22 protein-coding genes and 4 pseudogenes are annotated in these 26433 nt (G+C 49.8%); 10 read left to right on the forward strand and 16 right to left on the reverse strand.

The features are described 5' to 3' along the window. Positions 1-545: 545 nt before the first annotated feature. The 6 genes and pseudogenes from yfjT to WN16_RS08345 form a co-directional block, all read right to left on the reverse strand. A pseudogene (gene yfjT / locus WN16_RS08320) lies at positions 546-1015 on the reverse strand (protein YfjT). 23 nt (positions 1016-1038) lie between these two features. After that, complete coding sequence (locus WN16_RS08325) at positions 1039-1479, reverse strand: YfjS/YafY family lipoprotein (protein ID WP_003029616.1); 441 nt, start codon at positions 1477-1479, stop codon at positions 1039-1041. Continuing rightward, the gene (ypjK, locus tag WN16_RS08330) at positions 1469-1714 is read right to left on the reverse strand and encodes a protein YpjK (protein WP_003029614.1); all 246 of its coding nucleotides are present in this window, start codon (positions 1712-1714) and stop codon (positions 1469-1471) included. The genes WN16_RS08325 and ypjK overlap by 11 nt, the downstream gene beginning before the upstream one ends. 40 nt (positions 1715-1754) lie before the next feature. Further along, positions 1755-2456 (reverse strand): WYL domain-containing protein, encoded by a 702-nt coding sequence (locus tag WN16_RS08335; protein ID WP_003029611.1) that lies wholly within the window; start codon positions 2454-2456, stop codon positions 1755-1757. Between the two features lie 216 nt (positions 2457-2672). Then, positions 2673-3494: a DUF932 domain-containing protein gene (locus tag WN16_RS08340; RefSeq protein WP_003029610.1), complete on the reverse strand. Its 822-nt coding sequence runs from the start codon at positions 3492-3494 to the stop codon at positions 2673-2675. Positions 3495-3585: 91 nt separating this feature from the next. Then, positions 3586-4449 (reverse strand): GTPase family protein, encoded by an 864-nt coding sequence (locus WN16_RS08345; protein ID WP_003029608.1) that lies wholly within the window; start codon positions 4447-4449, stop codon positions 3586-3588. A 441-nt stretch (positions 4450-4890) separates the two neighbouring features. Between WN16_RS08345 and WN16_RS08350 the strand changes: the two genes are divergently transcribed. The 5 genes and pseudogenes from WN16_RS08350 to WN16_RS24425 all read left to right on the forward strand — a co-directional run. After that, positions 4891-5796 carry a WYL domain-containing protein gene (locus tag WN16_RS08350; RefSeq protein WP_032933065.1) on the forward strand — a complete coding sequence of 302 codons (906 nt, stop codon included), beginning with the start codon at positions 4891-4893 and terminating at the stop codon, positions 5794-5796. After that, on the forward strand, positions 5796-6884 hold the full coding sequence (locus WN16_RS08355; RefSeq protein WP_003029602.1) for an SNF2-related protein: 1089 nt from the start codon (positions 5796-5798) through the stop codon (positions 6882-6884). Before WN16_RS08350 ends, WN16_RS08355 begins: the two co-directional genes overlap by 1 nt. Before the next feature lie 56 nt (positions 6885-6940). Continuing rightward, a pseudogene (locus WN16_RS08360) lies at positions 6941-7198 on the forward strand (IS3 family transposase); the annotation flags it as partial. A gap of 67 nt (positions 7199-7265) precedes the next feature. Then, positions 7266-8417 (forward strand): IS30-like element IS30 family transposase, encoded by a 1152-nt coding sequence (locus WN16_RS08365; RefSeq protein ID WP_003029596.1) that lies wholly within the window; start codon positions 7266-7268, stop codon positions 8415-8417. 9 nt (positions 8418-8426) lie between these two features. After that, positions 8427-9022, forward strand: a pseudogene (locus tag WN16_RS24425) (IS3 family transposase); the annotation flags it as partial. Between the two features lie 174 nt (positions 9023-9196). Here the strand turns inward: WN16_RS24425 and WN16_RS08375 are convergent. The 5 genes from WN16_RS08375 to WN16_RS08395 all read right to left on the reverse strand — a co-directional run bounded on the left by WN16_RS08375 (position 9197) and on the right by WN16_RS08395 (position 15745). Further along, positions 9197-10201 carry a LacI family DNA-binding transcriptional regulator gene (locus WN16_RS08375; RefSeq protein WP_003029591.1) on the reverse strand — a complete coding sequence of 335 codons (1005 nt, stop codon included), beginning with the start codon at positions 10199-10201 and terminating at the stop codon, positions 9197-9199. Positions 10202-10230: 29 nt separating this feature from the next. Further along, entirely contained in the window at positions 10231-11631 is a 1401-nt protein-coding gene (locus WN16_RS08380; RefSeq protein ID WP_003029589.1) for a sucrose-6-phosphate hydrolase, read from the reverse strand. After that, positions 11631-13001 carry a sucrose-specific PTS transporter subunit IIBC gene (locus WN16_RS08385; protein WP_000345204.1) on the reverse strand — a complete coding sequence of 457 codons (1371 nt, stop codon included), beginning with the start codon at positions 12999-13001 and terminating at the stop codon, positions 11631-11633. Before WN16_RS08385 ends, WN16_RS08380 begins: the two co-directional genes overlap by 1 nt. Positions 13002-13138: 137 nt before the next feature. Beyond that, on the reverse strand, positions 13139-14656 hold the full coding sequence (locus tag WN16_RS08390) for a carbohydrate porin (RefSeq protein ID WP_003029587.1): 1518 nt from the start codon (positions 14654-14656) through the stop codon (positions 13139-13141). A gap of 165 nt (positions 14657-14821) precedes the next feature. After that, entirely contained in the window at positions 14822-15745 is a 924-nt protein-coding gene (locus WN16_RS08395; protein WP_003029584.1) for an aminoimidazole riboside kinase, read from the reverse strand. Positions 15746-16984: 1239 nt separating this feature from the next. Between WN16_RS08395 and tnpB the strand changes: the two genes are divergently transcribed. The 4 genes from tnpB to WN16_RS08425 all read left to right on the forward strand — a co-directional run bounded on the left by tnpB (position 16985) and on the right by WN16_RS08425 (position 20097). Continuing rightward, complete coding sequence (gene tnpB, locus WN16_RS08410; RefSeq protein WP_042922210.1) at positions 16985-17332, forward strand: IS66 family insertion sequence element accessory protein TnpB; 348 nt, start codon at positions 16985-16987, stop codon at positions 17330-17332. Positions 17333-17381: 49 nt separating this feature from the next. After that, positions 17382-18920 carry an IS66 family transposase gene (locus WN16_RS08415; RefSeq protein WP_042922208.1) on the forward strand — a complete coding sequence of 513 codons (1539 nt, stop codon included), beginning with the start codon at positions 17382-17384 and terminating at the stop codon, positions 18918-18920. 183 nt (positions 18921-19103) lie between these two features. Beyond that, the gene (locus WN16_RS08420) at positions 19104-19412 is read left to right on the forward strand and encodes a maltose acetyltransferase domain-containing protein (RefSeq protein ID WP_003029582.1); all 309 of its coding nucleotides are present in this window, start codon (positions 19104-19106) and stop codon (positions 19410-19412) included. 28 nt (positions 19413-19440) lie between these two features. Beyond that, entirely contained in the window at positions 19441-20097 is a 657-nt protein-coding gene (locus WN16_RS08425) for an ATP-binding protein (RefSeq protein WP_003029581.1), read from the forward strand. 55 nt (positions 20098-20152) lie between these two features. Here the strand turns inward: WN16_RS08425 and WN16_RS08430 are convergent, their stop codons facing one another. From WN16_RS08430 to WN16_RS08455, 5 genes and pseudogenes are all read right to left on the reverse strand, one after another. Then, complete coding sequence (locus WN16_RS08430; RefSeq protein ID WP_003029579.1) at positions 20153-20773, reverse strand: inovirus Gp2 family protein; 621 nt, start codon at positions 20771-20773, stop codon at positions 20153-20155. A gap of 461 nt (positions 20774-21234) precedes the next feature. Then, the gene (locus WN16_RS08440) at positions 21235-21999 is read right to left on the reverse strand and encodes a hypothetical protein (RefSeq protein WP_003029576.1); all 765 of its coding nucleotides are present in this window, start codon (positions 21997-21999) and stop codon (positions 21235-21237) included. A gap of 134 nt (positions 22000-22133) precedes the next feature. After that, entirely contained in the window at positions 22134-22355 is a 222-nt protein-coding gene (locus WN16_RS08445; protein WP_003847740.1) for a helix-turn-helix domain-containing protein, read from the reverse strand. After that, positions 22352-22801 carry a hypothetical protein gene (locus WN16_RS08450; RefSeq protein WP_044699238.1) on the reverse strand — a complete coding sequence of 150 codons (450 nt, stop codon included), beginning with the start codon at positions 22799-22801 and terminating at the stop codon, positions 22352-22354. Before WN16_RS08450 ends, WN16_RS08445 begins: the two co-directional genes overlap by 4 nt. A 105-nt stretch (positions 22802-22906) precedes the next feature. Then, a pseudogene (locus WN16_RS08455) lies at positions 22907-24246 on the reverse strand (integrase family protein). Between the two features lie 593 nt (positions 24247-24839). Between WN16_RS08455 and WN16_RS08465 the strand changes: the two are divergent. Beyond that, positions 24840-26318: a hypothetical protein gene (locus tag WN16_RS08465; protein ID WP_044699242.1), complete on the forward strand. Its 1479-nt coding sequence runs from the start codon at positions 24840-24842 to the stop codon at positions 26316-26318. Positions 26319-26433 lie beyond the last annotated feature (115 nt).

Consider the following 26433-nt stretch of genomic DNA (forward strand, 5'->3'; position numbering starts at 1 on the left):
GCTCACAGCGGACCTTCAATCCAGTAAGTATGTCGGCTTCGTGCTATGAGTCCAGCGATTATTGCAAGAATCGAAATACGCTAACCAACTGGGATCGGGGTACGTCGGCAATCGAAGCTGCAGGCAGGTAGCTCCTGCAGCCAGTATTGTTAACATTTCAACAGCAGCACTCTGCTTCTTTTTCACTACATTCTTCACAAATTCTGCAAGAGCAGAAGTCCTCAAGGTTATTGCACTGGCTACATTTTTTGCAGGTACAGTCCGACTCTTTCTCGTCACAGTTCTCACAAGTTCCACAAGTACATGCACTCATCATGTGTGCACACTTATCACAAATTTTATCCATAGTTTCTCTCAACCGCTAAATAAACAATCTCAACATAACACGTGATTATTTTATCATTGCTATATAGTCAACTAAAACTGGCCACTGCGCTCATTATTCGGAAGTGCCTGGACTAATCGGTGGAAATAAAAAATGAAAAAAATAAACCCTGACTGCTCCTGGCAGTCAGGTATGTTGTTATGGATGGAAAGCACAACTGTCACTCGTTAGTGCAGTCTGCTAATGTTGGCAGTGCCTTCGTAGCGTTCGTCAGGTCAACGCTGAAGGTCCCCGCTTTGCGGTCATTGACGTAGACGTCGAACTGCCTGGCCTTACGGATATCCATGATGAAACTAAACCAGGCATTATCCCCGTTACGCCAGCCAAGGGTTGAGGGAATGGCGTATTGCTTATGGGGCCCATCACCACTGTGATGTCGGTACTGTCATCATGCGAGCTGATCGTTTTATCCCCTGCGAGGGTCAGAAAAACCGATTGCTGGTAAATACCGTTCTGGTCCGGATTTTCCGTGCAGTTGATGGTAAACATCTTTCCGCTGCTATCCGTCACACTGTATTCCGCATTGCCCTGACCGTACCCCTGTTGCCAGAGTCCCGAAACCGCAGAGGCATTGAAGCTGACAAGCAGCACGCCAGCGAGCATGAGCCGACTTAAAGAATTTATTTTCATTTCTGTCTCCTTTGTCTTTGTATTTATTCCCGGTTATCAGGATTTGAGGGTATCAGCAGCCGTCCCATCAGTTTGCCGTCATGGGAATATTCAAGGAAACGCTCCCGGGTGCGCGGGTCCGTTTTCTCGTGGTATTCCAGGCTGATGTTGTCGGCAATACACAGCGCATTCATCAGCGGCTGCACGGTTTTCTCCTCCATATCCACGAGGTAGTAGTAACAGCCACCCTCGCAGCCATCGGGCGACTGACGGGTACGTAAGACCTGCATAGTGGGACCAGAAAGAGCAATCTGCGACCACTCTTCCCTGACATCATCCTGACGGCTCACCACATCGCTGAAGCGCGGAGGCGTGAGGTCCTTAAATTTACTGATAGCTTTCAGGTCATCACTCCTGTCATCGCAAGCGCTCAGAAACAGAGTGGAGGCAACCAGCGCCAGTAGAGGTAGTGTTTTACGTTTCATTATTTTTTCCTGAAATCAGACGAACCACTTTGGTAAAGACATAAATCCCCACGAAAATACCCACCGGCACGCCGACGAACGGCGTCAGCGCGACACTGGCAGCACCGGCTGCGCCACCTCCCGTCAGTAGTGCGGCAACGGTTGCAAGTGTCAGGGCCGTGAGGCTGTCGGACACTCCAGTTTTGTTCAGAATGATGACGATGATAACAATGGCGATAATGGCAATAACAGGCACTGGGCTCCTCCCTGTTGCCGGGTTGATAACAACGCCTGCGCTATTCCGGTGGGCTGTCAGCCGGAACAAACGTAAGCAGTGAATGCTGGATAAAGCGAAAATGGGGTAAGGCCTGAATGAAGACCGGGTCTTCAGTCAGGCGGCACAGACTGTCATTCCGGCGAAAAGTCTCCTGCAAAGGCTGAATCAGATGGATTTCATCAAGTGTGAATAAGGCGATATGTCCGTCGTGCTCTGCCACCAGATACCAGGCCTGCTGGTGGATAAGTAACCGGCAGGGAGCCAGCCGCTCACAGCGCTGCCCCTCGGCAATCAGCGTCACCCGCCTGCGCCCGGTAATGGCCTGAATCAGTCGCCAGAAAGACAATGCGCCTGATGGCGAAGGAGCCGGACTGGCGGGTGCGATTACGCAGGGAGACTCATCGCACATCAGCAGTGCGTTTACCAGACGACGGTCAAAGCCAGGGAAAAGACCGGCCATCCCGCTGCGGTGGGCAAAGATAAGCACGTCGGGCACCATCTGCGTCTCACTGCCCGCAGTGCGTAAGCGGCAATATCCGGACTGATACTCCAGGTCCAGATACATCAGCCGCTCACGAAAATCACGCCGCAGCGTGCGCACCGACACACCAAACTCAGCGGCCAGCTTACGCACACTCAGTGTTTCCCCTGCCACCAGACGGCTGATTATCAGTGACAGCCTGACAGCCAGCCGGTCATGGCGGCGTTCTGCCTGTGTCATGAGACGTTCTCCGTGAAAGTTAACTGACTGAAAATGATGTGATTACTTTAAAGAGGGGGTCGGACAGGGTATGGACATCACAGAAACTATTTTTCATTTCTGCAAAAGCCAGAGGCAGCGGGGGTTACAGGCCATTCCTCAGTGAGTGAGGACCGCCAGCACGGTGCGATGCGGACAGGTGGTGTCCGATATTAACAAAGCGGCAACATTAAACGGTCACTGCAGTTGCGTGAGCATCGCTTCCGCCATCACCCACAGTGCCCGGTTAAGTTTCACGTCCCCGTCGATACCGCGAACGGCACGGGTATGTGACCGTCCTCCTTTGGCATTACGGCCACTGAGCCCACCCTTAATCAGGTTCTCCTGAATACGCTGGTACGTGGTCCACAGGTCGCTACTCTCATCTTGCCAGCGGCGCGGGGAGAGGATCTGCGACTCAGTCACCGGCTGGTGGTCCTCACCAAAGCGGTACGTCAGCGCGGCTTTTGCCAGTGCCTGCTGCGCAGGTGGTGGCAACAGCAACGACTGCATCGCATCCCGCTTCTCCTCCACACGGTCAAAAATGCCCAGCACTTCATAGGCCCCCTCAATCACCTGACTCACTACATCGCCTTTGTGCGGCACACGCACCTCGCCAAATGACTCACCGCAGACGAGCCCGTTCTGACAAACCGCACGAAATAAACCCGGCAACATCTGGTACGAACTGGTGCCATCATGGGAGTTGAGCAGGATAATTTCTGGTACCTGTTTACCGGTAATCTGCCCCTCCCGACGAAGGCGTAGCATGTGTTTTGTGTGCTCGCGTCGACCCGGGTCGCGTACCCGGGTCTGACAGGCAAAGAACGGCTGGAAGCCTTCGCGCTGCAGGCTGTCCAGCAGGGATATGGTGGGTATATAGGTATAACGCTCACTACGGGATGCGTGTTTGTCCTCACTGAATACACTGGGCACCACGCGAAACAGCTCTTCGCGGGTTAACGGGCGGTCGCGACGGATAAGATTTGCTGCGCCAAAGCGCGAAGCCAGACGGGCCATAAGCAGACTCCTCATAACGGGAAAACAAATAAAAGGGATCCCCGTCGCATCTGCGACAGGGGCAGGGAAGTAACAGGGATGGGTTAAATACTCAGAAGAAGAAATCCCAGACGGCGCGGGCCACTGACACCACCGTGGTGCGCACGGCCTGAATGACAGCCCGTACCGGGGCGGGTATCAGGGGAAAGGCACTGATGCTATCGAGTACGGCCCCGACGGTTTCACCAAAATCGCTACGAGCCTGTTCCCGGACTACCGTCGTGCGAAAGGAAGACTGGAGTTGCGACACCACCGGGCTGGTGGCCTCACGTGGCAGGCACTTAATCATTCGCTCGGCCATCACCCGCAGTCCCCACTGAAGACGGACCGACACGGCACACACCGGATGTACGGGCTGGAACAGCTCATGCAGCAGACAGATTTTACGGCTGATATTCTGCTTCTGCGCCGTGGACAACGGTCCCCCACCGCTGGTGGGTTCGGCCTTATCCGACTGGCTGATAACAAACAGCACCTTATGCCGGTATACCTCTCCAATCACCTGATGATAAAAATGTTCATCCACCGCCAGCGCCCGGTCATCGGCCTTAATCAGCCACAGAACCAGGTCGAGCCGGGGGAGTTGTTCGCGGTACATCGCAGCATACTCGGTATCGCGAGCACCACTTTCGCCCACGCCGGGCAGGTCCACCAGCGTCATATAGCGCTCGCCGACTTGCAGGCGAAAGCGCAGTGGCTCACGGGTACATGCAGCCACATCGCTGACCGGTGATATATCTCCGGCAAACAGGGCATTGCACAGACTGCTCTTCCCAACACCGGTTTTACCCATAATGCCGATCACTGGCTCGTAGCGGGTTAACTGATTTATCTGCTGCAATATACGTTCAGACACCCACTGTGGCAGACCAGCGAGCGATTGCTGAAACGGCTTCAATCCTTCAGAATTGTTCATTACTACTCCTCTGAAAAATAATACAAAAACGGCAGGATCGTGAGATTCCACCGTTAGTCAGGTATGTTCAGAAGAATGATATCTATCTGAAAATAATTTGAATTAAGGTAAGCGTTAAACAGCTGCCGCCTGTGATCCCGGCCCCTAAGTCGTTAGGTTATTCTGCCCCCCTCATCCTCAAGCCAGACCAGTGGATAAGGGCAAATTGTCCGAGGGGCGATAGGGCATTGGGCATTGGGCATTGGGCATTAAGGTTTTATAGTTGTTAGGCATTAATCTAACGTTATAGAAACATCAGCTAATACGATGACTGTCTACGTTTGAAACGTCATCTCTTGCTTTTACATAAGTATTAATGTTGATTATCATCAATTTGATTATAATCATGGCACTTTATTGATTACCGTATTAAATTTTCATTTTTCCCTATAGTGATGATTCATGCCTAGTCCCCCTTGTAAGCGGCTTGACGACTTGAGTCAGGTCCAGCGCGAACGGCTGGCCTACATCGATTTTCGGCTTTACTTCTTCGGTGAGATCGGTCGCCCAGATCTGATTGAGCGCTTTGGCGTTGCTCCAGCAGGAGCGACTCGCGATTTGGCTTTGTACCGGGAAATCGCTCCGAATAACATCACCTTTGATGGTAGCGACAAGATCTATCGTATCGGGCAGGCGTTCTCTCCGTTGTTCGAGCACGCATCGCAGCGTGTTCTGTCGGCGCTGGCTCTGGGCTTTGGCGATGGCGTGAATGGCCCAATGCAGGCGTTGTTACCCTGTGAATCCCCCACAGCCCTGAGCATACCCAAGATGGATGTGTTGGCCGTGATTTGTCGAGCCATCCACTCCAAGCGCCCCGTCGCCATCCGCTACCACTCGATGAGCAGCGGAAAGTCCGAACGGATCATTGTGCCCTTTGCTTTGGTAGATACCGGCCTGCGCTGGCACGCCCGGGCCTTTGATCGCAAGAGTGGAGAGTTTCGGGATTTCGTCGTCACCCGCATCGAAGCGCCAACATTGCTTGAAGAGGTTCCGCAGGCCAACGAACGACCGGATAATGATATCCAGTGGACGCGCATCGTTGAGTTGGATTTCGTGCCGCACCCGCGTGTTGAACGCCCCGAAATCATCGAGATGGACTACGGGATGACCGGTGGCTCGATTAGGATGTACGTTCGTGCAGCGGTGGCAGGCTATATGTTGCAGCGCTGGCGTGTTGACTGCTCACCCAATCATTGCCTAAATGGACCGGAGTACCGTTTATGGCTCAAAGATCATCTCGCGATCTACGGCGTGAAAAACGCCTTACTGGCACCAGGCTATAGCACCTCTACAAAGGCTGACTCTTGATGGAACTGATCGACAATATCAATCGTCTGCTCGGAGACGACCTAAAGCAGACGCTCAAACCCGGTGCTCGCCTGAAGATCGCCGCCTCCTGTTTTTCGATGTACGCGTTTGAAGCGCTAAAAGCAGAGCTGGAAAAAATCGACGAGCTGCAATTCATCTTTACCTCGCCGACGTTCACCGCTAATGAAGTAACCGACAAGATTCGTAAGGAACGCAAAGAATTCCACATACCGAAGGCTGACCGCGAACGTAGTCTGTACGGTAGTGAGTTCGAAATTCAGCTGCGCAACAAACTGACCCAGCGCGCAATTGCAAAAGAGTGTGCGGACTGGATGCGGCGTAAGACAACATTCAAGTCCAATCGCAGCAAGGCTCCGATGCAGCAGTTTGCTTGTGTTCAGGCCGCCGCCGCAGAGACTGCCTACATGCCACTGCACGGATTTACGGCCGTCGATCTTGGCTACCAGCAAGGCAATGCTGTTTCAAACCTCGTCAACAAAATGGACGAGTCGACGTTTACGGCGACCTACCTCAATCTGTTTAACCAGATCTGGCAAGATCCTGAGAAGCTGGAGGATGTAACGGCGCAGATCTGCGACCACATTGCATCCGTCTACCAGGAAAACTCGCCTGAAAGTATCTACTTCCTGATGCTCTATAACATCTTCAATGAGTTTCTGGACGACCTCAACGAGGATGTCCTGCCCAATGACCGCACGGGCTATCAAGACACGCTCATCTGGAACAAACTCTTCAATTACCAGAAAGATGCTGCCACTGGGATCATCAACAAACTTGAAAACTACAGCGGTTGCATCCTGGCCGACAGCGTGGGCTTGGGCAAAACCTTCACCGCACTTGCCGTCGTAAAGTATTACGAACTGCGCAACAAGTCAGTTCTGGTGTTATGCCCCAAGAAACTTGCGGACAACTGGCTGAACTATAACCGCAACCTTAAGACCAACATATTTGCTCGCGACCGGTTCAGCTACGACGTGCTTTGTCATACTGACCTCAGCCGTACGAGCGGCGAGTCGTTTGGAACACAATTGAATCGCATCAACTGGGGCAGTGAAGTGGCACACTGAATTTGTCCACCTGAACAGAGGTGATATGCTCACCTCAGAACAACACAGGTGCTCCAATGAAAAAAAGAAATTTCAGCGCAGAGTTTAAACGCGAATCCGCTCAACTGGTTGTTGACCAGAACTACACGGTGGCAGATGCCGCCAAAGCTATGGATGTTGGCCTTTCCACAATGACAAGATGGGTCAAACAACTGCGTGATGAGCGTCAGGGCAAAACACCAAAAGCCTCTCCGATAACACCAGAACAAATCGAAATACGTGAGCTGAGGAAAAAGCTACAACGCATTGAAATGGAGAATGAAATATTAAAAAAGGCTACTGTAGATTCAATTGGTCAACGCAACAGTTATGTGAAAACATGGGGTTGCGGAGGTTTTTTGAATGAGACGAACATTTACAGCAGAGGAAAAAGCCTCTGTTTTTGAACTATGGAAGAACGGAACAGGCTTCAGTGAAATAGCGAATATCCTGGGTTCAAAACCCGGAACGATCTTCACTATGTTAAGGGATACTGGCGGCATAAAACCCCATGAGCGTAAGCGGGCTGTAGCTCACCTGACACTGTCTGAGCGCGAGGAGATACGAGCTGGTTTGTCACCCAAAATGAGCATTCGTGCGATAGCTACTGCGCTGAATCGCAGTCCTTCGACGATCTCACGTGAAGTTCAGCGTAATCGGGGCAGACGCTATTACAAAGCTGTTGATGCTAATAACCGAGCCAACAGAATGGCGAAAAGGCCAAAACCGTGCTTACTGGATCAAAATTTACCATTGCGAAAGCTTGTTCTGGAAAAGCTGGAGATGAAATGGTCTCCAGAGCAAATATCAGGATGGTTAAGGCGAACAAAACCACGTCAAAAAACGCTGCGAATATCACCTGAGACAATTTATAAAACGCTGTACTTTCGTAGCCGTGAAGCGCTACACCACCTGAATATACAGCATCTGCGACGGTCGCATAGCCTTCGCCATGGCAGGCGTCATACCCGCAAAGGCGAAAGAGGTACGATTAACATAGTGAACGGAACACCAATTCACGAACGTTCCCGAAATATCGATAACAGACGCTCTCTGGGGCATTGGGAGGGCGATTTAGTCTCAGGTACAAAAAACTCTCATATAGCCACACTTGTAGACCGAAAATCACGTTATACGATCATCCTTAGACTCAGGGGCAAAGATTCTGTCTCAGTAAATCAGGCTCTTACCGACAAATTCCTGAGTTTACCGTCAGAACTCAGAAAATCACTGACATGGGACAGAGGAATGGAACTGGCCAGACATCTAGAATTTACTGTCAGCACCGGCGTTAAAGTTTACTTCTGCGATCCTCAGAGTCCTTGGCAGCGGGGAACAAATGAGAACACAAATGGGCTAATTCGGCAGTACTTTCCTAAAAAGACATGTCTTGCCCAATATACTCAACATGAACTAGATCTGGTTGCTGCTCAGCTAAACAACAGACCGAGAAAGACACTGAAGTTCAAAACACCGAAAGAGATAATTGAAAGGGGTGTTGCATTGACAGATTGAATCTACAACCGCGCTCTTGATGTCAGACTCCCTGAACAGTTCTCGATAATCGGGAAACTCAGAGCGCATTATCCTGTGGTCACACTCTGCCATGTGTTCGGGGTTCATCGCAGCAGCTACAGATACTGGAAAAACCGTCCTGAAAAACCAGACGGCAGACGGGCTGTATTACGCAGTCAGGTACTTGAGCTACATGGCATCAGCCACGGTTCGGCCGGAGCAAGAAGCATCGCCACAATGGCAACCCGGAGAGGCTACCAGATGGGACGCTGGCTTGCTGGCAGGCTCATGAAAGAGCTGGGGCTGGTCAGCTGTCAGCAGCCGACTCACCGGTATAAACGTGGTGGTCATGAACATGTTGCTATCCCTAACTACCTTGAAAGGCAGTTCGCCGTGACCGAGCCAAATCAGGTGTGGTGCGGTGATGTGACCTATATCTGGACAGGCAAGCGTTGGGCTTACCTTGCTGTTGTTCTCGATCTGTTCGCAAGGAAACCTGAGGGTTGGGCAATGTCATTCTCACCGGACAGCAAGCTGACATCAAAGCGCTGGAAATTGCGTGGGAAGCTTGCGGTAAACCCGCCGGAGTGATGTTCCACAGTGACAGTAATAATGCCGGTGTCAGTCTTTACCACCACTCAGTTTGCCGTTTAACCCGATTGGTGTGATTACTGATGCAGTGAAGACCTTTCCGCATCACATCACTACAAATATTGATTTTTGATTGTTGGATTCGCACCAGATTTCACCTCTGTAGGGTATTCAAAAATGCTCAGTTATTACTGATGCCTAAACTGCAGCGTTGCGGGCAGGTAGCGTTGTAGCGTTTCGGGCGTATCGCCCTCGATCAATTGGCTTATCAGATCATAGCAGTGCCAGGCCAACTGGCGGTTATCCTGCTGTACGGTATCGATACGCAGCGACAGCGAATCATAAAGATAGTGATCGTCAAAGCTCGTCAGATGGATATCTGAGTCGAGTAAATGGTGCTGGCTCATATAGCGCAGTACCCCTTCGAGCAGTCCACAGGCGGCAGTGAACAGCGCCTTAGGCGGCCGCCCAAGTCGCGCGCAGAGTGCGGCGAACATCTCATAGCCTGAGCTCGGGTGGTAGTTACCGTTAATCACCCATTCCGGGCGCAGTGCAATACCCGCCTGAGCCAAACCCTGCGTGAAGCCGGTCAGACGATCGCGTGAAGGCGACAGACGCGACTGACCGCCTAAAAACCAGAACTCATCGCTATGCTTAGGTGCAATGCGGGAAATCAGTTCCGCCGTTGGGGTAATCGAATCAGTCATCACCAGCGGCAGCAGGCTTTCATTAGGACAACGGTCAAACAGCACTACTGGCAGTTGTTGGCTGAGCTTAAGATAGTCGGCATCGTTGTGCATACATGAAGCGACGATCAGACCGTCAACCTGGCGGGAAATCATGTTATTGACCACCACGCTCTCCTGACCGGGGTTTTCATCAGTACAAGAGATCAATAGCTGGACGCCTGCTTCGCGGCACAGCATTTCCAGCTCATGTGAAAAGACCGCAAAGCCGTGGTTGGTGATCTCCGGCACCACCAGTCCGATGGTGTGGCTGCGGTTGTCGCGCAGCGAGCGGGCGTGAATGCTTGGCTGATAGTGCTGCTCACGGGCAATCGCCAGTACTCGCTCACGCGTTTCCTGCGCCACACGCAGCTCCTTACCACGACCGTTCAGTACTAGGCTGGCGGTCGCTTTTGAGACGCCAGCCTGTTCGGCGATATCTTTAATGGTTACGCGTTTAGTTTTCATTACGACGCCATGAGCTTGAGGCAAAACGCTTATTCTACCATGCAAGTTCGCAGCGGCCAGTAGCAGAATGCGTCCGGTGTGATGCCAGAGAACATTAGCTGCCCTGAACAGGCCGGGAAGTAGCGGCAGCTCATCACTCCTTCGCCGCCGTTGATGAAAATCTCCACGCTAGACTGGTCGATGAAAATATGCAGCGAGCGGACGTCTCCGCGCCAGTAACGATAATGCTTCTCGTCGCTGGCCAGACTGGGTCGGGCCAGGCGGATCCCGCTGGCATCGCGTTCAAGGATTAATGCGCCGTCAAAATCGAGGCTCAAAATATCGTCCCCAGTGGTTTGTAGAACGATTTCCATCGGTGCCAGCGGCAGGGAGTTCCCTGCCCAGCCGTGCGCTTCGCCGCGCAGGGCGCTCAGCTCTCGTAGAGGACGTTGGTATAGCTGACCATCGATAAACTCCAGCTCACGCAGGCAGGTCATCTGATGGATCCAGCCGTTGGTGAGGGTCGGTTGAAGCATCTCTTCGCCCTCCGGCACGCCCATCCAGCCGACCAGCAGACGGCGGCCATCACTGGTAAGCATGGTTTGCGGGGCGTAGAACTCAAACCCTGCGTCCAATTCGTGCAGTTCGCCATGCTCGAAGGCCGCGCGGTGGTAGTCGAAATCGCCGCTCATCCACACTGCCGGGTAGGTGTTGAGATAGCGCTCTTTCTCACGAGGCACGCCCTGCGGGCAGCAAATCAGGACATGCTGGTCGCCGAGGGCAAACAGGTCCGGGCATTCCCACATATAGCCCGCGTCGTCCAGGCCATTGATGCCATAACCGGCGATTTCGCCCTGACTCGTCCACTCATGAAGGTCCGCTGAGCTGAATAACAACACCTTGCCACGCTTTTGCAAATCCTGTGCGCCCAGCACCATGTACCAGCGACCTTCGTGCTGCCAGACTTTCGGGTCACGCACGTGGCCGGTATAGCCCTCCGGCAGCGGTAATACCGGGCCGAGTTTGGTAAACGTGCCGTCGGCATTTTCCGTCGCCAGGCACTGCCACGCGGTTCGGCTGCCGTCGTCAAATTTTACGTTGCCGGTATAGCACAGGGTGAGCGTGCCCTGACTATCCACGGCGCTTCCGGAGTAGCAGCCGTTGCGGTCATACTCTTCATCCGGCATGAGCGCGATCGGCTCATGTTGCCAGTGCAGCAGGTCGGCAGAGCTCCAGTGCCCCCAGCACTTGAACTTATGATCGCAGGCGAGCGGGTTCCACTGATAAAACAGGTGATAACGTCCGGCAAATTCAATAAAGCCGTTGGGATCGTTCATCAGCCCGGTCACCGGCGCATGGTGCCAGCGGGGATAGTGGCTGTCGGCCAGCGCGCGCGGCTGGCCCTGCATAACAGCCTGCAAAATCGCAGGCAGGCGTGATGGATGTGACATTATTCAGCGTCCGTTTTGTATTTCAGTACCAGGGAGACGACAAAGGCGACGCCAAAGGCGATAACCATCCCGATAATGTAGTTCAGCAGCGAGCTGGCCTGCACGATAGCCATGCCAGGGATAGCCGTCAGGCCCACGGCGGTCATGTAAACATGCATGGATACCACCCACGCGCCGCCCACCGCGCCGCCAATCAGGGCTGCGATAAACGGTTTTACAAAGCGTAAGTTAATACCAAAAATCGCCGCTTCGGTGATGCCGAGCATGGCAGAAAACGCCGAGGGCAGGGTAATGGCTTTGATTTTGGCATCTTTCGTTTTGAACCACACCGCCAGACAAGCACCGCCCTGAGCGACGTTGGCCATCGCCCAAATCGGCAGCAGGAAGTTGACGCCGATGGATGGGTTGCCCAGCAGTCCCGCTTCGATGGCGTGGAAGCTGTGGTGAATACCGGTAATGACGATAACCGAATAGAGACCGCCAAACAGCAGTCCGGCCAGCCAACCGGCGTGGGTAATCAGGGTGCTAAGGACAAACGAAATACCGTCGCCAAGCGCGCGACCAGCCGGGCCGATAATCAGCAGGGCGATAAAACCGGAAATGATCACCGTCAGGAACGGCGTCAGGATCAGATCCAGTGCATCGGGGATCACGCGACGCAGCTGTTTCTCAACGATGCTCATAAACCACACCGCCAGCAGCACCGGGAACACCGTGCCCTGATAGCCGATCATGGCAATCTCAAGGCCGAAGAAGTTCATGGTGTGGAAACCGGCGGCCACACCCCAGGCGTTGGTGAGCGCCGGGTGAGTCAGGATGCCGCCAAGCGTCGCGCCAAGATAAGGATTACCACCGAACTCGCGGGCGGCGGTGAAGCCAATCAGGATCGGCAGAATAATAAACGCCGCTGAGCTGCACATATCCAGCATGATGTAGATGGCGTTACCCGGGTCGACCCAGCCGTACGTTTTAACCATCCCCAGAAGGCCCATCAACAGGCCGGAGGCGACGATAGCCGGGATGATCGGCACAAAGATGTTCGACAACAGGCGGGCAATGCGCTGGAAAGGATTCAGTTTTTTCGCCGCAATGTCGGCAGCTTCCGATTTGCTGGATTCGCCAATCCCTGCCGCCTGAATAAAGGCGGCGTAGACTTTGTTCACCACCCCGGTGCCGAAGATAATCTGCATCTGTCCGGCGTTACGGAAACAGCCCTTCACCCCATCAATTTTGCCGATGGCCTGCTGATCGGCCAGTGAGTCATCGACCAGCACCAGGCGCAGGCGTGTGGCACAGTGCGCGGCGCTGGCGATATTTTCCTTGCCTCCCAGAAGCGGAAGTAGCGAGCGGGAAATCTGTTCAAAATCCATAGTACCCTCTGAATGCGTATTGATTTTCGAGTTGTCGTCCCGTGGTAGCCGGAGCGCATTCTCTTCGTTGTTATTGTGTCCGGGGCGACGAAACGTATTTTGTCGCCCCGGCGGTTACTGTCGCCAGGTGTTAACCATCAAAACCAGGTTTCCATCTGCATCCCGAACGACCATTCGCCGCCCGATTTAAAACCACTGCTGCCCAGCGCGTCATCGCTGGCGTAATTATTGAGTTTTTTGCTCCAGTCCATCCACGAGGTGTAAAGACGGATTTCAGGACGGCTGAAGAAATCGCCGATGTCGCCAACCTTAAAGGTCGGGGCGAAGGTGAGCTTGTAGAAGCTGCCGTTTACCGCATGGCGATCGTTATAACCTTCAGGTTTGAGATCCATATACTGGTAACTGCCTTCATAAGCGAGGGCGAAGTTTTGATTGATCTCCTGGATCAGACGCATGTTGAGGGTTGCCCACTGGTAGCTGTCGCCATCGACATAACGGTCTTTACTGGTTTGTGCCAGTATCGCCGGGGCGATAAACCAGTTCTTGCTCAGTGGCGTGGTGCCGTAGCTGGCGAAGCGCCAGGTGTTAGCCCCCGAGCGTAACGCGCCGTCAGAGCCGACACCTTTAACTTCGGCACCCAGTCCGTGACCGTAGAGCAGGGCGGTTTTGCTGGCACCTTCACGCAGGCCGTAAAAACTGTCGTTGTGCAACCCGAGCAGCGCATGTACACCGGTATTTGCCGCATCGCCTTTGACCGGATTACCGTTGGTATCCTGGCGTTCGTCGTTGTCTTTTGCCCGCATCCCGCTGACCATCATCTGCACCGGCCCGATGAAATTGTTCATGCTGACGATGTAGTTCTGCACACTGTTGCTGGTATCAGCAATATCGCCGAAGTTACGCCCGTAAAGAGAGAAGTTGCTGCGAACGCTGTCGTTCCACCTGACATCGTAAATACCGCCGCCGGTACCGGCGAGGAACACGACATCCGAGTCGATCCAGTGAATGTCAAAGTTATCCCGGTCAAAGCGTTTCCCGGCCCACAGGGTGGAGCCTTTAAACGGCCCGTCGAAGGTGGGCAAGTTGCCCAGTTCAACAAAGGCCTGACGCACGTTCAAATCACTGGTGCTCGCCGTCCAGTCGTTATAAGTGGTTTGACCGTCGGCGACCATGACTTTGAAGCGGGTCGTTGCCCCGTTATCCAGGGTCTGCTTATGTTCAAGATTCATTTCAACATAGGTATCGGCCTGGTTTCCCAGGCGGCCAATAGCCCCACCGGTTTCCCCTGCTGGCGTCATGTAGGCTCCGGATTTGGTGCTGGCGCCGGAGTCATTCATTATCACGCCGGAGCGGGCGTAGCCGTGGAACTCAAACCCGCTTTTCTCATCGGCTTTTTTCTCCAGTTTGGCGGTACGCTGAGCCACTTCCTGAGTGCTGTCCTGGGTTTTTTGTTGCTGTGTCGTGAGCTGCTGTACTTTCTTCTCTGCCGACTCTGCGCGGGTTTCTGCCGTTTGCGCTCTGTTTTCGGCATCCTGTAAGCGTTTTTCCAGCGCAATTAAACGGGCTTCGATACTGCTGAGATCCGTTTGTGCATGGGCTGAGGCGGCGCCGGTTAGCAAAGCGATAAGAACCGCGAGTGTGCTTTTTCTGAACATATTGATTGCATCCCAAAAGGAAAATAAAAAATTGTGTGTTTTTGCTAAACCGGTTTAGTTGCAATGTTAAGCACGACATTTAACATTTTGAAATTGATTTTGCTAAACCGGTTTAATAAGTGTGATGGATGCAACAAAGTGGACCGCGTACGACGGTATTTAGGATCAAATCTGGCGGTGTAGATCGCGCTGGTATGGCAGGGCAGTCATCGCGCCTTTCGCCAGGGTTGCCAGGGCACCGCAGGTTTGCGCCAGAGCGAGCGTTGGCTCCAGGGCATTGATATCCGCCGGCATCCCGTTGGCAGCAAGGCTGGCAAGCAGTCCGGCGACAAACGCATCGCCCGCACCGGTGGTATCCACGCTGACAACCGGTTTAGCGCTGAAATGGATAAACTGCTGCTGGAATGCGGCGATGACGCCCGCTTTACCCTGAGTCACCAGCAGTAATTCAGGCTGATAACGCTCAGTGATGCTGGCGATCCCCTGCGCGATATCATTACTCCCGCTGATGAGTATCAGCTCTTCTTCGGACAGTTTCACCACGTTCGCCAGACGCAGGGCGCGGTCGAGACAGGCGTGCAACAGGTTCTGATCTTGCCAGAGATCCAGGCGGATATTAGGGTCAAAGCTCACCCGGCCACCGGCACGTTTGATGTTCTCCATAGCCGCGAAGGTAGCACTGCGGCTGGGCTCGGCGCTGAGCGCGATGGAGCAGATGTGCAACCACTGTCCGGCGGCAAACTGTGGCAGGTCTTCTTCAGCCAGGAACAGGTCAGCGCTGGGGCGTACCATAAAGGTAAAGGTGCGTTCACCTTGGTCATCAAGGTCGACCACCACAGTGGACGTGCGGTGATGATCGTCAAGATACATATGGCTGACGTCGACCTGCTCCTGTTGCAGGGTATGACGCATGTAGCGGCCAAACGGGTCACCGCCGACGCGGCCGATAAATCCGCTGTTGCCGCCAAGGCGGGCAACCCCTACCGCCACGTTAGCCGGCGCGCCTCCAGGGCACTGTAGCAAGCGCCCTTCACTCTCCGGTAGCAGGTCCACCACTGCGTCGCCCAGAACCCAAACTTTTGCTTTCATGCTAAAACCCTCCAAGGCTAAACTTAATTAAACCGGTTTAGCATATTAAATCACAGTGAATGAGTGGGGGAAAGTTCCAGCCGGAAAAGCACTGCTCAGGGCATAAAAACGTGAGCCGCCTTACGAAATAGAATTGATTCGACAGCTGTGAAGACTTACGTCCTGGACACAAATGGATCCTGGATAAATTACCATGCAACTTGATGAAATTATCATGTTTTATCTTATTTACAGATAAATCAAAGGGCTTTTAACACCACACTTCTTGGCATAATGGTTAAGTGTAGTAATGCTCGCTCTGGATGGGTTTGCTTCTATGCTGCGCAGGTATTTGTAAGAAATACCCATTCTACTGGCGAGTTGTTGTCGCATCAGGCCAGCGAAACTGCGCAATTTCATCAGCGTTTCTGGAGGGTTTCCTTTAAAACTTCATCGACAAAACCGCTTTTTACCGTAGATACAGTAAGTGCCTCTTCTCTGCCATTATCCCAGCATCCAAGGTTACCGGGTTCTGATGTAGTCTGCCGATATGCAAGAAATGCAACGGCATCATGCTGGTTATGATGCTGTTTAATCTTCATTGTCACATGGACTATTCAGGGAGCGACAAGCGCTCCCACATGAAAACAGAACCACTCGTTTCATTTACGTGCTTCCTCAAAAGTAATCTCATACCCAATACTTCTGATTTAGTAGGGTTCTGATCATATCATGCAGCTCGATTGCGCTCAATTTGACGGTTTTCATCTTTACACAATGCTCGGTTATGAGTAAGCGTCCAGCGAGAGCCGTCTGGTCATAATCTGAAGCATACGACAAAGTGGTGTCCACCAAATAAGTAGTGGGAACCAAAGTGTCAGATATGCAGAAAAATATGACTCCCGGCAGGCGTAAGGGCTGCCCTAATTATTCTCCTGAGTTTAAAAAGCAGCTCGTAGCTGCCTCCTGTGAACCCGGGATATCCATCTCAAAACTGGCGCTTGAAAATGGCATTAACGCCAATCTGTTGTTCAAATGGCGCCAACAATGGCGTGAGGGAAAGCTGCTGTTACCTTCCTCAGAGAGTCCTCAGCTACTCCCTGTGACTCTCGATGCCACCTCCGTACAGCCAGAACTAACCGCTGAGGGCCCGGAGGCTCTCAGTATCAGCTGTGAGGTAACGTTCCGGCACGGGACGCTCCGCCTTAATGGTACGGTCAGCGAAAAGCTCCTGACTCTGCTGATACAGGAACTGAAGTGATGATCCCGTTACCTTCCGGGACCAAGATCTGGCTGGTTGCCGGTATCACCGACATGCGCAACGGCTTCAACGGGCTGGCTGCAAAAGTGCAGACGGCGCTGAAAGATGATCCGATGTCCGGCCACGTCTTCATCTTCCGGGGCCGCAGTGGCAGTCAGGTCAAACTGCTGTGGTCTACCGGAGACGGGCTGTGCCTGCTGACCAAACGGCTGGAGCGCGGGCGCTTCGCCTGGCCGTCAGCCCGCGATGGCAAAGTGTTCCTGACACCGGCGCAGCTGGCAATGTTGTTGGAAGGCATCGACTGGCGACAGCCGAAGCGGTTGCTGACCTCCCTGACCATGCTGTAGGCCTCTTTATCCTGGTTGTTGCAGAATAAGCCTGGTAAAATGCGGGCTTATGAACGACACCTCTTCTGACGACATCCTTCTGCTGAAACAGCGCCTGGCTGAACAGGAAGCGTTGATCCACGCCCTGCAGGAAAAGCTGAGCAACCGGGAGCGCGAAATAGACAAGCTGCAGGCGCAGCTGGATAAACTTCGCCGGATGAACTTCGGCAGTCGTTCCGAAAAGGTCTCCCGCCGCATCGCACAGATGGAAGCCGACCTGAACCGGCTGCAGAAAGAAAGCGATGCTCTGACCGGTCGGGTGGATGACCCGACAGTGCAGCGTCCGTTGCGTCAGACCCGCACCCGCAAACCGTTCCCCGCATCACTCTCCCGTGACGAAAAACGGCTGCTGCCGGCAGAGGCATGCTGCCCGGACTGCGGCGGTGCGTTGAGTTACCTGGGCGAAGATGCCGCCGAACAGCTGGAGCTGATGCGCAGCGCCTTCAGGGTTATCCGGACCGTGCGGGAAAAACACGCCTGCACAAAATGCGACGCCATCGTGCAGGCCCCCGCGCCTTCACGCCCCATCGAGCGGGGTATCGCCGGGCCGGGGCTGCTGGCGCGCGTGCTGAGTTCAAAGTATGCAGAGCATACCCCGCTGTATCGTCAGTCAGAAATATACGGTCGCCAGGGTGTGGACCTGAGCCGTTCACTGCTGTCGGGCTGGGTGGATGCATGCTGCCGGCTGCTGTCACCGCTGGAAGAGGCGCTTCAGGACTATGTCCTGACCGATGGCAAACTCCATGCCGATGATACCCCGGTGCAGGTGCTGTTGCCGGGTAATAAGAAGACGAAGACCGGGCGGTTGTGGACATACGTTCGCGACGACCGCAACGCCGGGTCAGCGCTGGCACCGGCCGTGTGGTTCGCCTATAGCCCGGACAGAAAAGGCATCCACCCGCAGACCCATCTTGCCGGCTTCAGCGGTGTGCTGCAGGCGGATGCATACGCCGGGTTCAACGAGCTTTACCGCAATGGCCGGATAATGGAAGCCGCCTGCTGGGCTCACGCCCGCCGAAAAATCCACGATGTGCATGTCCGAACGCCATCGGCGCTGACGGATGAAGCCCTGAAGCGTATCGGCGAGTTGTATATCATCGAGGCGGAAATAAGGGGAATACCGGCAGAACAGCGCCTTGCCGAACGTCAGCAGAAAACGAAGCCACTGCTGAAATCACTGGAAAGCTGGCTGCGTGAAAAGATGAAAACCCTGTCGCGACACTCAGAACTGGCGAAAGCGTTCGCATACGCCCTGAACCAGTGGCCGGCCCTGACGTACTATGCAGACGATGGCTGGGCGGAAGCAGATAACAACATCGCTGAAAATGCTCTGCGGACGGTCAGCCTGGGTCGAAAAAACTGGCTGTTCTTCGGTTCGGATCACGGAGGTGAGCGCGGCGCGTTGCTGTACAGCCTGATCGGGACGTGCAAACTGAACGGTGTGGAGCCAGAAAGCTACCTCCGCTATGTCCTTGACGTCATTGCTGACTGGCCGATAAACCGGGTCAGCGAACTGCTCCCCTGCCGCGTAGCATTGCCAACTGAATAACACCTCCCCGTCAATACGGTTCTCGCTGCACGCTTACGGTTATGATACTTTGTGATAGGCATGACAAGATCTGGCCGTAATTTTTTAGAAGTGAGTTTGCCCGCCACTTCACGGGACAGCATACATCCGGATAAAACCGGTAACAGGAAAGGCTCCACGCTGCATACGGAGGAAACAGAATTAATGAATGATAAATTGCCGCCCTGCGCTGATACCAGGGTGGAACGTGTCCGTCTTAAAGATGGGGATTACTTTTTCCCTGCTGAACCCGCCATAAAAGCGGATTCTTTGCGGACAAAATCGCTCCTTCATCGTTTTAACCACACCGATCCTGCTCATATTGATTCCCGCCTGCTACTGATGAAAGAGTTGCTGCCTGAATGTGGGGAAGGGGTATCTGTCACCACGTCTTTCCACTGCAGCAGGGGGTATAACATTCGTAAGCGTCGTCTCAGCACCGTCTGGCAGATCCTGAAATTCCTGAGAGGATAGTGGACACCAAATATGGTGGACACTATCCATGAAATCATTAACCACAGTGCGTAAAAAAAGCCCTAATTATCCCGTTGAGTTCAAAATCAAAATGGTTGAACTCTCGCATCGACCAGATATCCGAGTCTTTGCGTTTGCCAGCGAGGATAAGGAGTACCAACCGTTACTCGATGATATTCTGGATGGTCCAATGGTTGGGCGTTTTGATACTGAGGAAGCCGGAAAGGCTTTGATCGATGGTGGATTGATTGAGCGTTTGATGTCAACTATCATGCCCTTTATCACTTCAGAGGCCCCTCTACCCGATACGCATCTACGTCGGGAAACAACCTGGTATTATCCACTGGAAGCTATTCGCGAAACTGTTGTAAATGCACTGGCTCATCGTGACTGGACACGCTTTGTTGAGATAGAGATTGGCTTGTATAGCAATCGATTTGAAGTTATTAGCCCAGGGGCGCTGAATAATTCGATGTCGATTGAAAAGATGGTTACAGGTCAGCGATCACCACGTAATACGATTATCATGGAAGTCTTACGTGATTATGGTTACGTTGATTTCAGGGGGATGGGAGTCAGGACAAAGATTATTCCACTAACACAGGCCATGAGTGGCCAACTCCCTGAGTTTACTGCAACAGATGATTACTTGAAAACAATACTTTATCGCTCACCATCTTCTTGATATATAAGGTCTGGCCTTTCCATCCATAAGAAAGGCCATTGCTGTAAAAAATAAATTACCCGCGACTGCAGCCGAAGCTACGGTCGCCATCTCCATATGCTTTTGTATCGAGTTTAGCTAGGTAGTCGAAGCGATTCAGTAATTTATTGTATTCTCCTTCAAAGTTAAAATCATTGACGTCTAAAATATAACGACAATTTTCAGGGTAGTGAACCAATCCCGGATAATCATCCAGTTCCAATCCCAGTGCGCTATACCATGCTCTTACAATCATCATCCTTAAATTTCTTTCAGCCTCATAATCACCTAAATGGTAATAAGCATCTTTATTAAAAAAAAGACCAAGGTGAAAGTGACATTTTCCTTCTTCGGAAAACTCCCGTGCCCAAACATGACGAACACGGTTTGGATATATTCTTTTGCCGTTAGCTGCTCTGGTTCTCTCATTGGCCTCCAACATGGCATTTAATGCATTACGGAAACGGGATATGGCACCAGGCTCTAGATTAGGAAAACAGCAAACAGTGTCACCTCTGTCTAAAATGGGTGGATAATGAACATCAACACGTAACGCCATTGTTCTGGGGAATTCACTGATAGCATCATTGACGACTCGTTCAATATGTTTTTTATAGGCGAGCACATGCTCACCATGGGAACCATGATATAATTCCATGTTTCGATCCTGTCGTTAGCCCTACGGCTTTGGATAGCCGTATATAGTAATATGATCAGACATAGCTGAATGTCTGTGGTTAGTTATATTAATTAACTGTTAATAGTAATGACTGTTATATAATACCTTTCCAACAATAAAACTTGTTATCAACCCATTACCCATGCAGTAAAATAATTAAAAAGCAACTCTGCAATTATAATCACCCAAAGATGCCGTTATCCCAGTGTCTTTTTACCGTGGAAATACTTATTCCTAAGATCTTTGCCACCTTGGATTGAGAGTAATGCTTAGCCTTCTCACTCTGAATTAAATGGGAATATTTACTTCCTTCAGGCCTTCCTAGAATTTTCTTTGATTTTGCTTTGTTAGTAGGCATCTTTTACCCTCATCAAGCTATTAGGTACTAACTCCATACTGTCGAGATGTATGCAACTAAGTGGTTATGCTTAACATTGGTATCAGAAAGTATGGCTTACTTCACCGTTAAAGGGGTTAATAATGATGGCATCTCCTCCTTTCATCGCCTTTTGAGGTGTATCGCCTTCGGCAATCACAGGGACCATTACCGCTAGATCATTTGTGTAATAAATTGGTATCCAGCAATAGCATGATTGTTTAGGGGGAGTTTTATTTCTTTTCAATACTGCTTCAACTCCAAATGTAATAAGTTCAAAGATTGGCATAATCACAATGCTGCTCAAATCAAAAAAACAACCATCGTAGACTGTTTCCTTTATCAGTATGATATTAGATAACCCTCCTGCAATGAGATGTTTGTGGTTCACGCGCCGATCTGTGTAAATAAAAATTGCTTTTTTTACATTGAAACTTTTTATAATGTATGAGAGCTTTTCATGAATTAATTTTTTTTCGCTCTTACCCATCTTATCATGAGGTATTTTGTGCGCATAAAAATCTTGATCGACAACCTCGTTCCGGTGTCGAATGTGAGTGTTCCAGACGGAATAAAAAAACTCTTCGTAAGTTAATTTTGGCTCACCCCGTGCGATTGAGGGGGCCTTCTCTTCAAAAATACAGCCTAATGTTGACTCCAAAGTTTGAGCTATATGATATTGCGATGTTATTTTATTCAATGCTGGGGCTGTGGCGTTTAACAAAAATGATATCACCTCTGACCTAGAATATCCTTTTGCATTGCTATAGTCGTCAATTGCATCAATAGTTGATTTTTTGTTTGCGCTGAAAGTGATGCGTTTTTTCATATGTATCCTTGACTTTCGTTAATGTAAAATGTGATAAACGGTGTGATTTAGTATCTTTTATCGACGGATTGTTTCTGTTAATTAACCCAGCTATTCTTTAGAATAGCTGGGGAGTTATGATTTTGATGCTGCTGTTAATTACAATATACTGAGAAGGTTAATAGGAACCTATCAATGTCTTTGCGTAACCAATAATGTCGGCTGTTAATTTTCTTTGGGCGTGGTAAACCATTAGGCAGCTTGTCTTGGCAAAGCCATTTTCGAATTGTTTGGGCTTTAAGGTTTAATAGATGTGCTAACTCACTTGTGGAAACAAGTTCAGATAGAGATGTTCTGGATTGCTCATATATGCTCATGCTACCACCTCAATGATTGAGATGCAGGCATATACAAAAAGTAATGAAATTAGAAGGGAAAGAAAGGACCAAAAAGAAAACAAAAAAGCCAAGCTTGAATAAGCTTCAGGGTCAGGATCACTACCTTCGCTTGAGCCGGATGAGGTACTTTTAGTTGATTTAGACGCATTACCTTGCGAGTTTTCGGCCTGATTTTTGTGCGAGATGATACGTGCAAAAAAAACGCCCAAAGTTTTATGTCGATTGTTTTTATTGTATAAAGAGTTTTTTTCACTGAGGTGTCCAAGAGCAGCTCGAATCCTGATGTTCACCTGTCTTTCCTGAAATATGGACTCAGCACAGGTTTGTCGCTGCTTACTAGAAGGAACAACTTTGATCTTACCCACGACCCGTACTATTCGAGCCTTTGAGCTGGTTTGCGCAGAACTCATCAAAGAATTAGACATAATGCTTTATCTCCTGATTTAAAAGTGGACGATGGAATTTAAACCTTAAAATACACTTATGTCAACGATGGATGTTGTTCTGTAATCTATTGATATTAAATGAAATCAACGCATATCAACGGTTATTTTTTTACAATATTTGCTTGCTGTAAGATCCACCTCTCAATTTTTTCATGCCATTTGCGCAACAGATCTAACGGACGACGGCGGTAGTGTTTTTCCGCCAGTGCACTTGGTTTGTGTCCCATAATTTGAGCAACAATACCTGTTGGCACTTCAACCCATTCAGCAAGAGTGCCAAAACTACGGCGTAAGCCGTGAAGGCTGATATGTGGTAACTCAGCTCGAGCTAACGCTCTGTTGTGTGCTGAACGCGGTTCAATAATTTTGCCACTTTTACTGTTACTTCTGAAAACCCAACCCTCCTTATTTACGTCAGAATTTGGGAATTGCGCTAGCGCACTTAACAGCTCAGAAACATAAGGAGTGAGAGGGATGATACGTTCGCCTTCGATCTTGTCTTTAATCCTCATGCTTGACCATTTGAAATCTACGTCAGACCACCGAAGTGACGCAATTTCTTCACGCCGTGCACCGGTGAGCAAAAGTACCTGGAGATAGGCCGATGCAATGGGATTATTGAGGCTACGTACGGCACTGAACCAGATTTTTAACTGTTCTTTTTGTAAGCAATCTCCCGCTTTACTCGCTGATACTGGAACCACTTTTCTCACGTTATGATCTTGTGCAATATCGCCATGGATTATTCCCTGATATTTTTTCTGGTAATTAGCCCATTTGATAAATGCACGCAACAGACGGTAGGCATGAGCAGTGACGGTAGGCCGATTTTGTCTCTCTGTACTTAGCCATGCGGCAATGTTCTCTGGTGTTAGTTCCGATAACGGTAGGTCGAGTAAGCTAGCCAATGGTCCAGCCGAGGTTGGGCCCCGGCCTCTTTTTTTACTTTCGCCTCCACGGCTGGACAAGTTAATGTGATCGGCAATGTATCGAGTAGAATATGGGCGTTTAGTTTTTGCGCTGATTCCGGCTCTCAATTCTTCAAGGTAATCTTCCCAAGCGCTTGTGAAGGTTACCTTCGTTTTACGAGATTCAGCCTGCTGTGATTCCGCTTCAGCAATTTTTTCTGCCTTAGCTATACGCGGATCTATCCCTGTATCGATTAATGTTTGCAGCCGCCTGGCTTCGGCCCTGGCATCATCAATTCTCCAATCGTTAATGTTGCCAATGGTCATGCGAAGGGTTTTTCCCGCATATACGCTTTGGAACACAAAAGCTTTTGTTCCGCGAGTTGCCCTACATGCCAGGGAAGTTACGTCCGCATCCCAAAGAAATGCCAGGGTTTTTCCTTCAGATAAAGCAAATTTTCGAATGCGCTCGAAGGTGAGTTTTTGTCTTGGAAGTGCCATTTTGGGGCTCCAGATGAGAAATGTTACATCACCATAATGTAACGGCTAGTGTAAGTAAAATGGGGGAATAAACATCAACGCGTGTCAATTTTTATCAACAGGTGTTTTTCATAACACAATGTTTTATAATGAATTGCTTGTTTTAATAGTAGGTTTTTAAAGGGGTGAAAATATAATAACATCGCATTCGTAATGCGAAGGTCGTAGGTTCGACTCCTATTATCGGCACCACCTTTTCTCGTAAAATCATCAAGTTACTATTGCAGTGTTTTGCTTTGTTCAGCACTAATGTGCATTTTGCGCGTTGCGGATGTGACAAAATTGAGGCAACTGATGATCAATATATTTGTTTCAATGAGTTGAACAATGCAACGTGGGAGTTTTGTAAGACGTGCAATCGCAGGTCCTCGCCATTCTGTGAGCGGAGGTTTTAGCTCCGAATTACATGAAAACCACAATTTTACTTAGGGATGGGGTGATTTTACATGAATAAGAACATTTACCTAGAAAAAACAATCGACTAACATAAACTTCTTGGCAGAAATCCTTGTCATCTTGCGCTGTATTTTTTAATCTATCTTCAATATCTACCAGAAGATAGGCCTCTCATGAAATTCCAGGACGTTGCTACTTTTTCCGGAAATATTCTCACCTTTTTGGGATTGCCAGCACTGATTTTTTTTAAATTTTCCTCTTTTTTGTTTTTTCTGAATGAATGGAAGATTCCTTTCATATGTGGTTCTGTTGTCATTCTAATAACTACATTAATTTATCATCGAAAAAAAAGACGTTATCCCAACAAGTCGAGTTGTTTCTCATTGCTTGTGTTGTTTTTTGCAATGGGTTGTGCGATTTTCTACCAACCATACCCTGAATTTGCACAGATAAGCATTTCTGGCTTCTATAATGAAAAAGATGGGGGGTGGAACAGTAGTAATACAGATGAAAATGCTTATGACATCACTCACCAGATGGAGGAGACGTGGAAAAGGGCCACATCTAAAGAGAATCCTTCATTCCAATTTGTGCCCCCGTTTGCGGTTGAGAACTGGCAATTTCCGACATTGTTTTTGACTCATCGTTCTAAACAGCAAATAATTAATTTGGCTGAAGCGAATTCTCGCTCAGTCGTAACGTTGGTAGGGTTTACACGTGATAATAAAATAGAGAAAATCCACTATGGTTTGAACGGGAAGTTGTTATCACCCAATGCGCATAGCATTAATTTAGAGAGTAGATGGTTTAATCAGATTTTTGATAAAATTATTTCGCAATCACAGTTAACTGATGCTCAAAAGCGAGAGATAATAGCTAAGATCCTCTTCATTGATATAAATGCCCGTACACTAAGTGCCCGAAAAGATGAAATGGACGCTATTGGTATGGCTAACCTGGTCGTTAAGATAAGGAGTGAGGTCATTGATTTAAAAGGGAGATATCCTTTTATAGACGATGAGCTCAACTTTTTGATGGCTGGTCTGACAGCTTCTTTCGTAGATGTTTATAGTGCAGAACTATCTGATGACGTCGCTGCTGGGTTTTTAGTGCAGGCACTCAGCTTTCATCCTTATTATCCTTATCCAGATAAGGAGAGTTTTCAACGCGCTTATGTCAAAAATAGTTATGATAAATGGAAACTAACTAATGACGCTGAAAATGATGTGACTTTATTGAGCCACCTGGCGCAGTTGACATCTTTTATCGAAGATACTAAGGAAAAAGAAAAGATCATTGATGACTTTAAAAATCAGGTTTTTCTTCAAAACCAATTGCCTACGATTTTTTATTCAATGTTAGAAATGATCAAAACCAGTAATTCACTGCTTGATATACCAGTTAAACAAATTCATGAAATTAAAGAAATAGAAGATTATACGGATAATTTTCTTTATCAACATCCTGGCATGGATGATGAATTCATTGAGTTAAAAAGCGCATTGTTATACGGTGTATGCCATACCTGGTATGTTAATCACAATCGAAAAAAAGATGCTTCAAGGTTATTGAGAAAATTCACAAATATTGTGGATAATAATCCTAATGTGTTGCATTTTTTAATAAAAATGAAACAAGAAGATAGTGAATGAAAATAATAGTGCCTGAATCCTCGTTTTAGCTTGTAATAGCAAAAACGCGCTTAGACGCCCCTGTCTGTTGGTGGCTAACTGGTACTATATCACTTGGTTTTTCATTAAAATGGCT

The organism is Citrobacter sp. ABFQG, assembly GCF_004322975.1.
GTDB lineage: Bacteria > Pseudomonadota > Gammaproteobacteria > Enterobacterales > Enterobacteriaceae > Citrobacter > Citrobacter freundii.

Excerpts from the sequence above, each read along its gene's own strand:
- WN16_RS08375 (WP_003029591.1), bottom strand. The coding sequence starts at position 10,201 with ATGAAAACTAAACGCGTAACCATTAAAGATATCGCCGAACAGGCTGGC.
- WN16_RS08325 (WP_003029616.1), bottom strand. The coding sequence starts at position 1,479 with ATGAAACGTAAAACACTACCTCTACTGGCGCTGGTTGCCTCCACTCTG.
- WN16_RS08450 (WP_044699238.1), bottom strand. The coding sequence starts at position 22,801 with ATGTCTAATTCTTTGATGAGTTCTGCGCAAACCAGCTCAAAGGCTCGA.
- WN16_RS08365 (WP_003029596.1), top strand. The coding sequence starts at position 7,266 with ATGAGACGAACATTTACAGCAGAGGAAAAAGCCTCTGTTTTTGAACTA.
- WN16_RS08350 (WP_032933065.1), top strand. The coding sequence starts at position 4,891 with ATGCCTAGTCCCCCTTGTAAGCGGCTTGACGACTTGAGTCAGGTCCAG.
- WN16_RS08380 (WP_003029589.1), bottom strand. The coding sequence starts at position 11,631 with ATGTCACATCCATCACGCCTGCCTGCGATTTTGCAGGCTGTTATGCAG.
- WN16_RS08395 (WP_003029584.1), bottom strand. The coding sequence starts at position 15,745 with ATGAAAGCAAAAGTTTGGGTTCTGGGCGACGCAGTGGTGGACCTGCTA.
- WN16_RS08430 (WP_003029579.1), bottom strand. The coding sequence starts at position 20,773 with ATGGAATTATATCATGGTTCCCATGGTGAGCATGTGCTCGCCTATAAA.
- WN16_RS08355 (WP_003029602.1), top strand. The coding sequence starts at position 5,796 with ATGGAACTGATCGACAATATCAATCGTCTGCTCGGAGACGACCTAAAG.
- WN16_RS08415 (WP_042922208.1), top strand. The coding sequence starts at position 17,382 with ATGAACGACACCTCTTCTGACGACATCCTTCTGCTGAAACAGCGCCTG.
- WN16_RS08425 (WP_003029581.1), top strand. The coding sequence starts at position 19,441 with ATGAAATCATTAACCACAGTGCGTAAAAAAAGCCCTAATTATCCCGTT.
- WN16_RS08345 (WP_003029608.1), bottom strand. The coding sequence starts at position 4,449 with ATGAACAATTCTGAAGGATTGAAGCCGTTTCAGCAATCGCTCGCTGGT.
- tnpB (WP_042922210.1), top strand. The coding sequence starts at position 16,985 with ATGATCCCGTTACCTTCCGGGACCAAGATCTGGCTGGTTGCCGGTATC.
- WN16_RS08440 (WP_003029576.1), bottom strand. The coding sequence starts at position 21,999 with ATGAAAAAACGCATCACTTTCAGCGCAAACAAAAAATCAACTATTGAT.
- WN16_RS08465 (WP_044699242.1), top strand. The coding sequence starts at position 24,840 with ATGAAATTCCAGGACGTTGCTACTTTTTCCGGAAATATTCTCACCTTT.
- WN16_RS08335 (WP_003029611.1), bottom strand. The coding sequence starts at position 2,456 with ATGACACAGGCAGAACGCCGCCATGACCGGCTGGCTGTCAGGCTGTCA.
- WN16_RS08340 (WP_003029610.1), bottom strand. The coding sequence starts at position 3,494 with ATGGCCCGTCTGGCTTCGCGCTTTGGCGCAGCAAATCTTATCCGTCGC.
- WN16_RS08445 (WP_003847740.1), bottom strand. The coding sequence starts at position 22,355 with ATGAGCATATATGAGCAATCCAGAACATCTCTATCTGAACTTGTTTCC.
- WN16_RS08420 (WP_003029582.1), top strand. The coding sequence starts at position 19,104 with ATGAATGATAAATTGCCGCCCTGCGCTGATACCAGGGTGGAACGTGTC.
- WN16_RS08390 (WP_003029587.1), bottom strand. The coding sequence starts at position 14,656 with ATGTTCAGAAAAAGCACACTCGCGGTTCTTATCGCTTTGCTAACCGGC.
- WN16_RS08385 (WP_000345204.1), bottom strand. The coding sequence starts at position 13,001 with ATGGATTTTGAACAGATTTCCCGCTCGCTACTTCCGCTTCTGGGAGGC.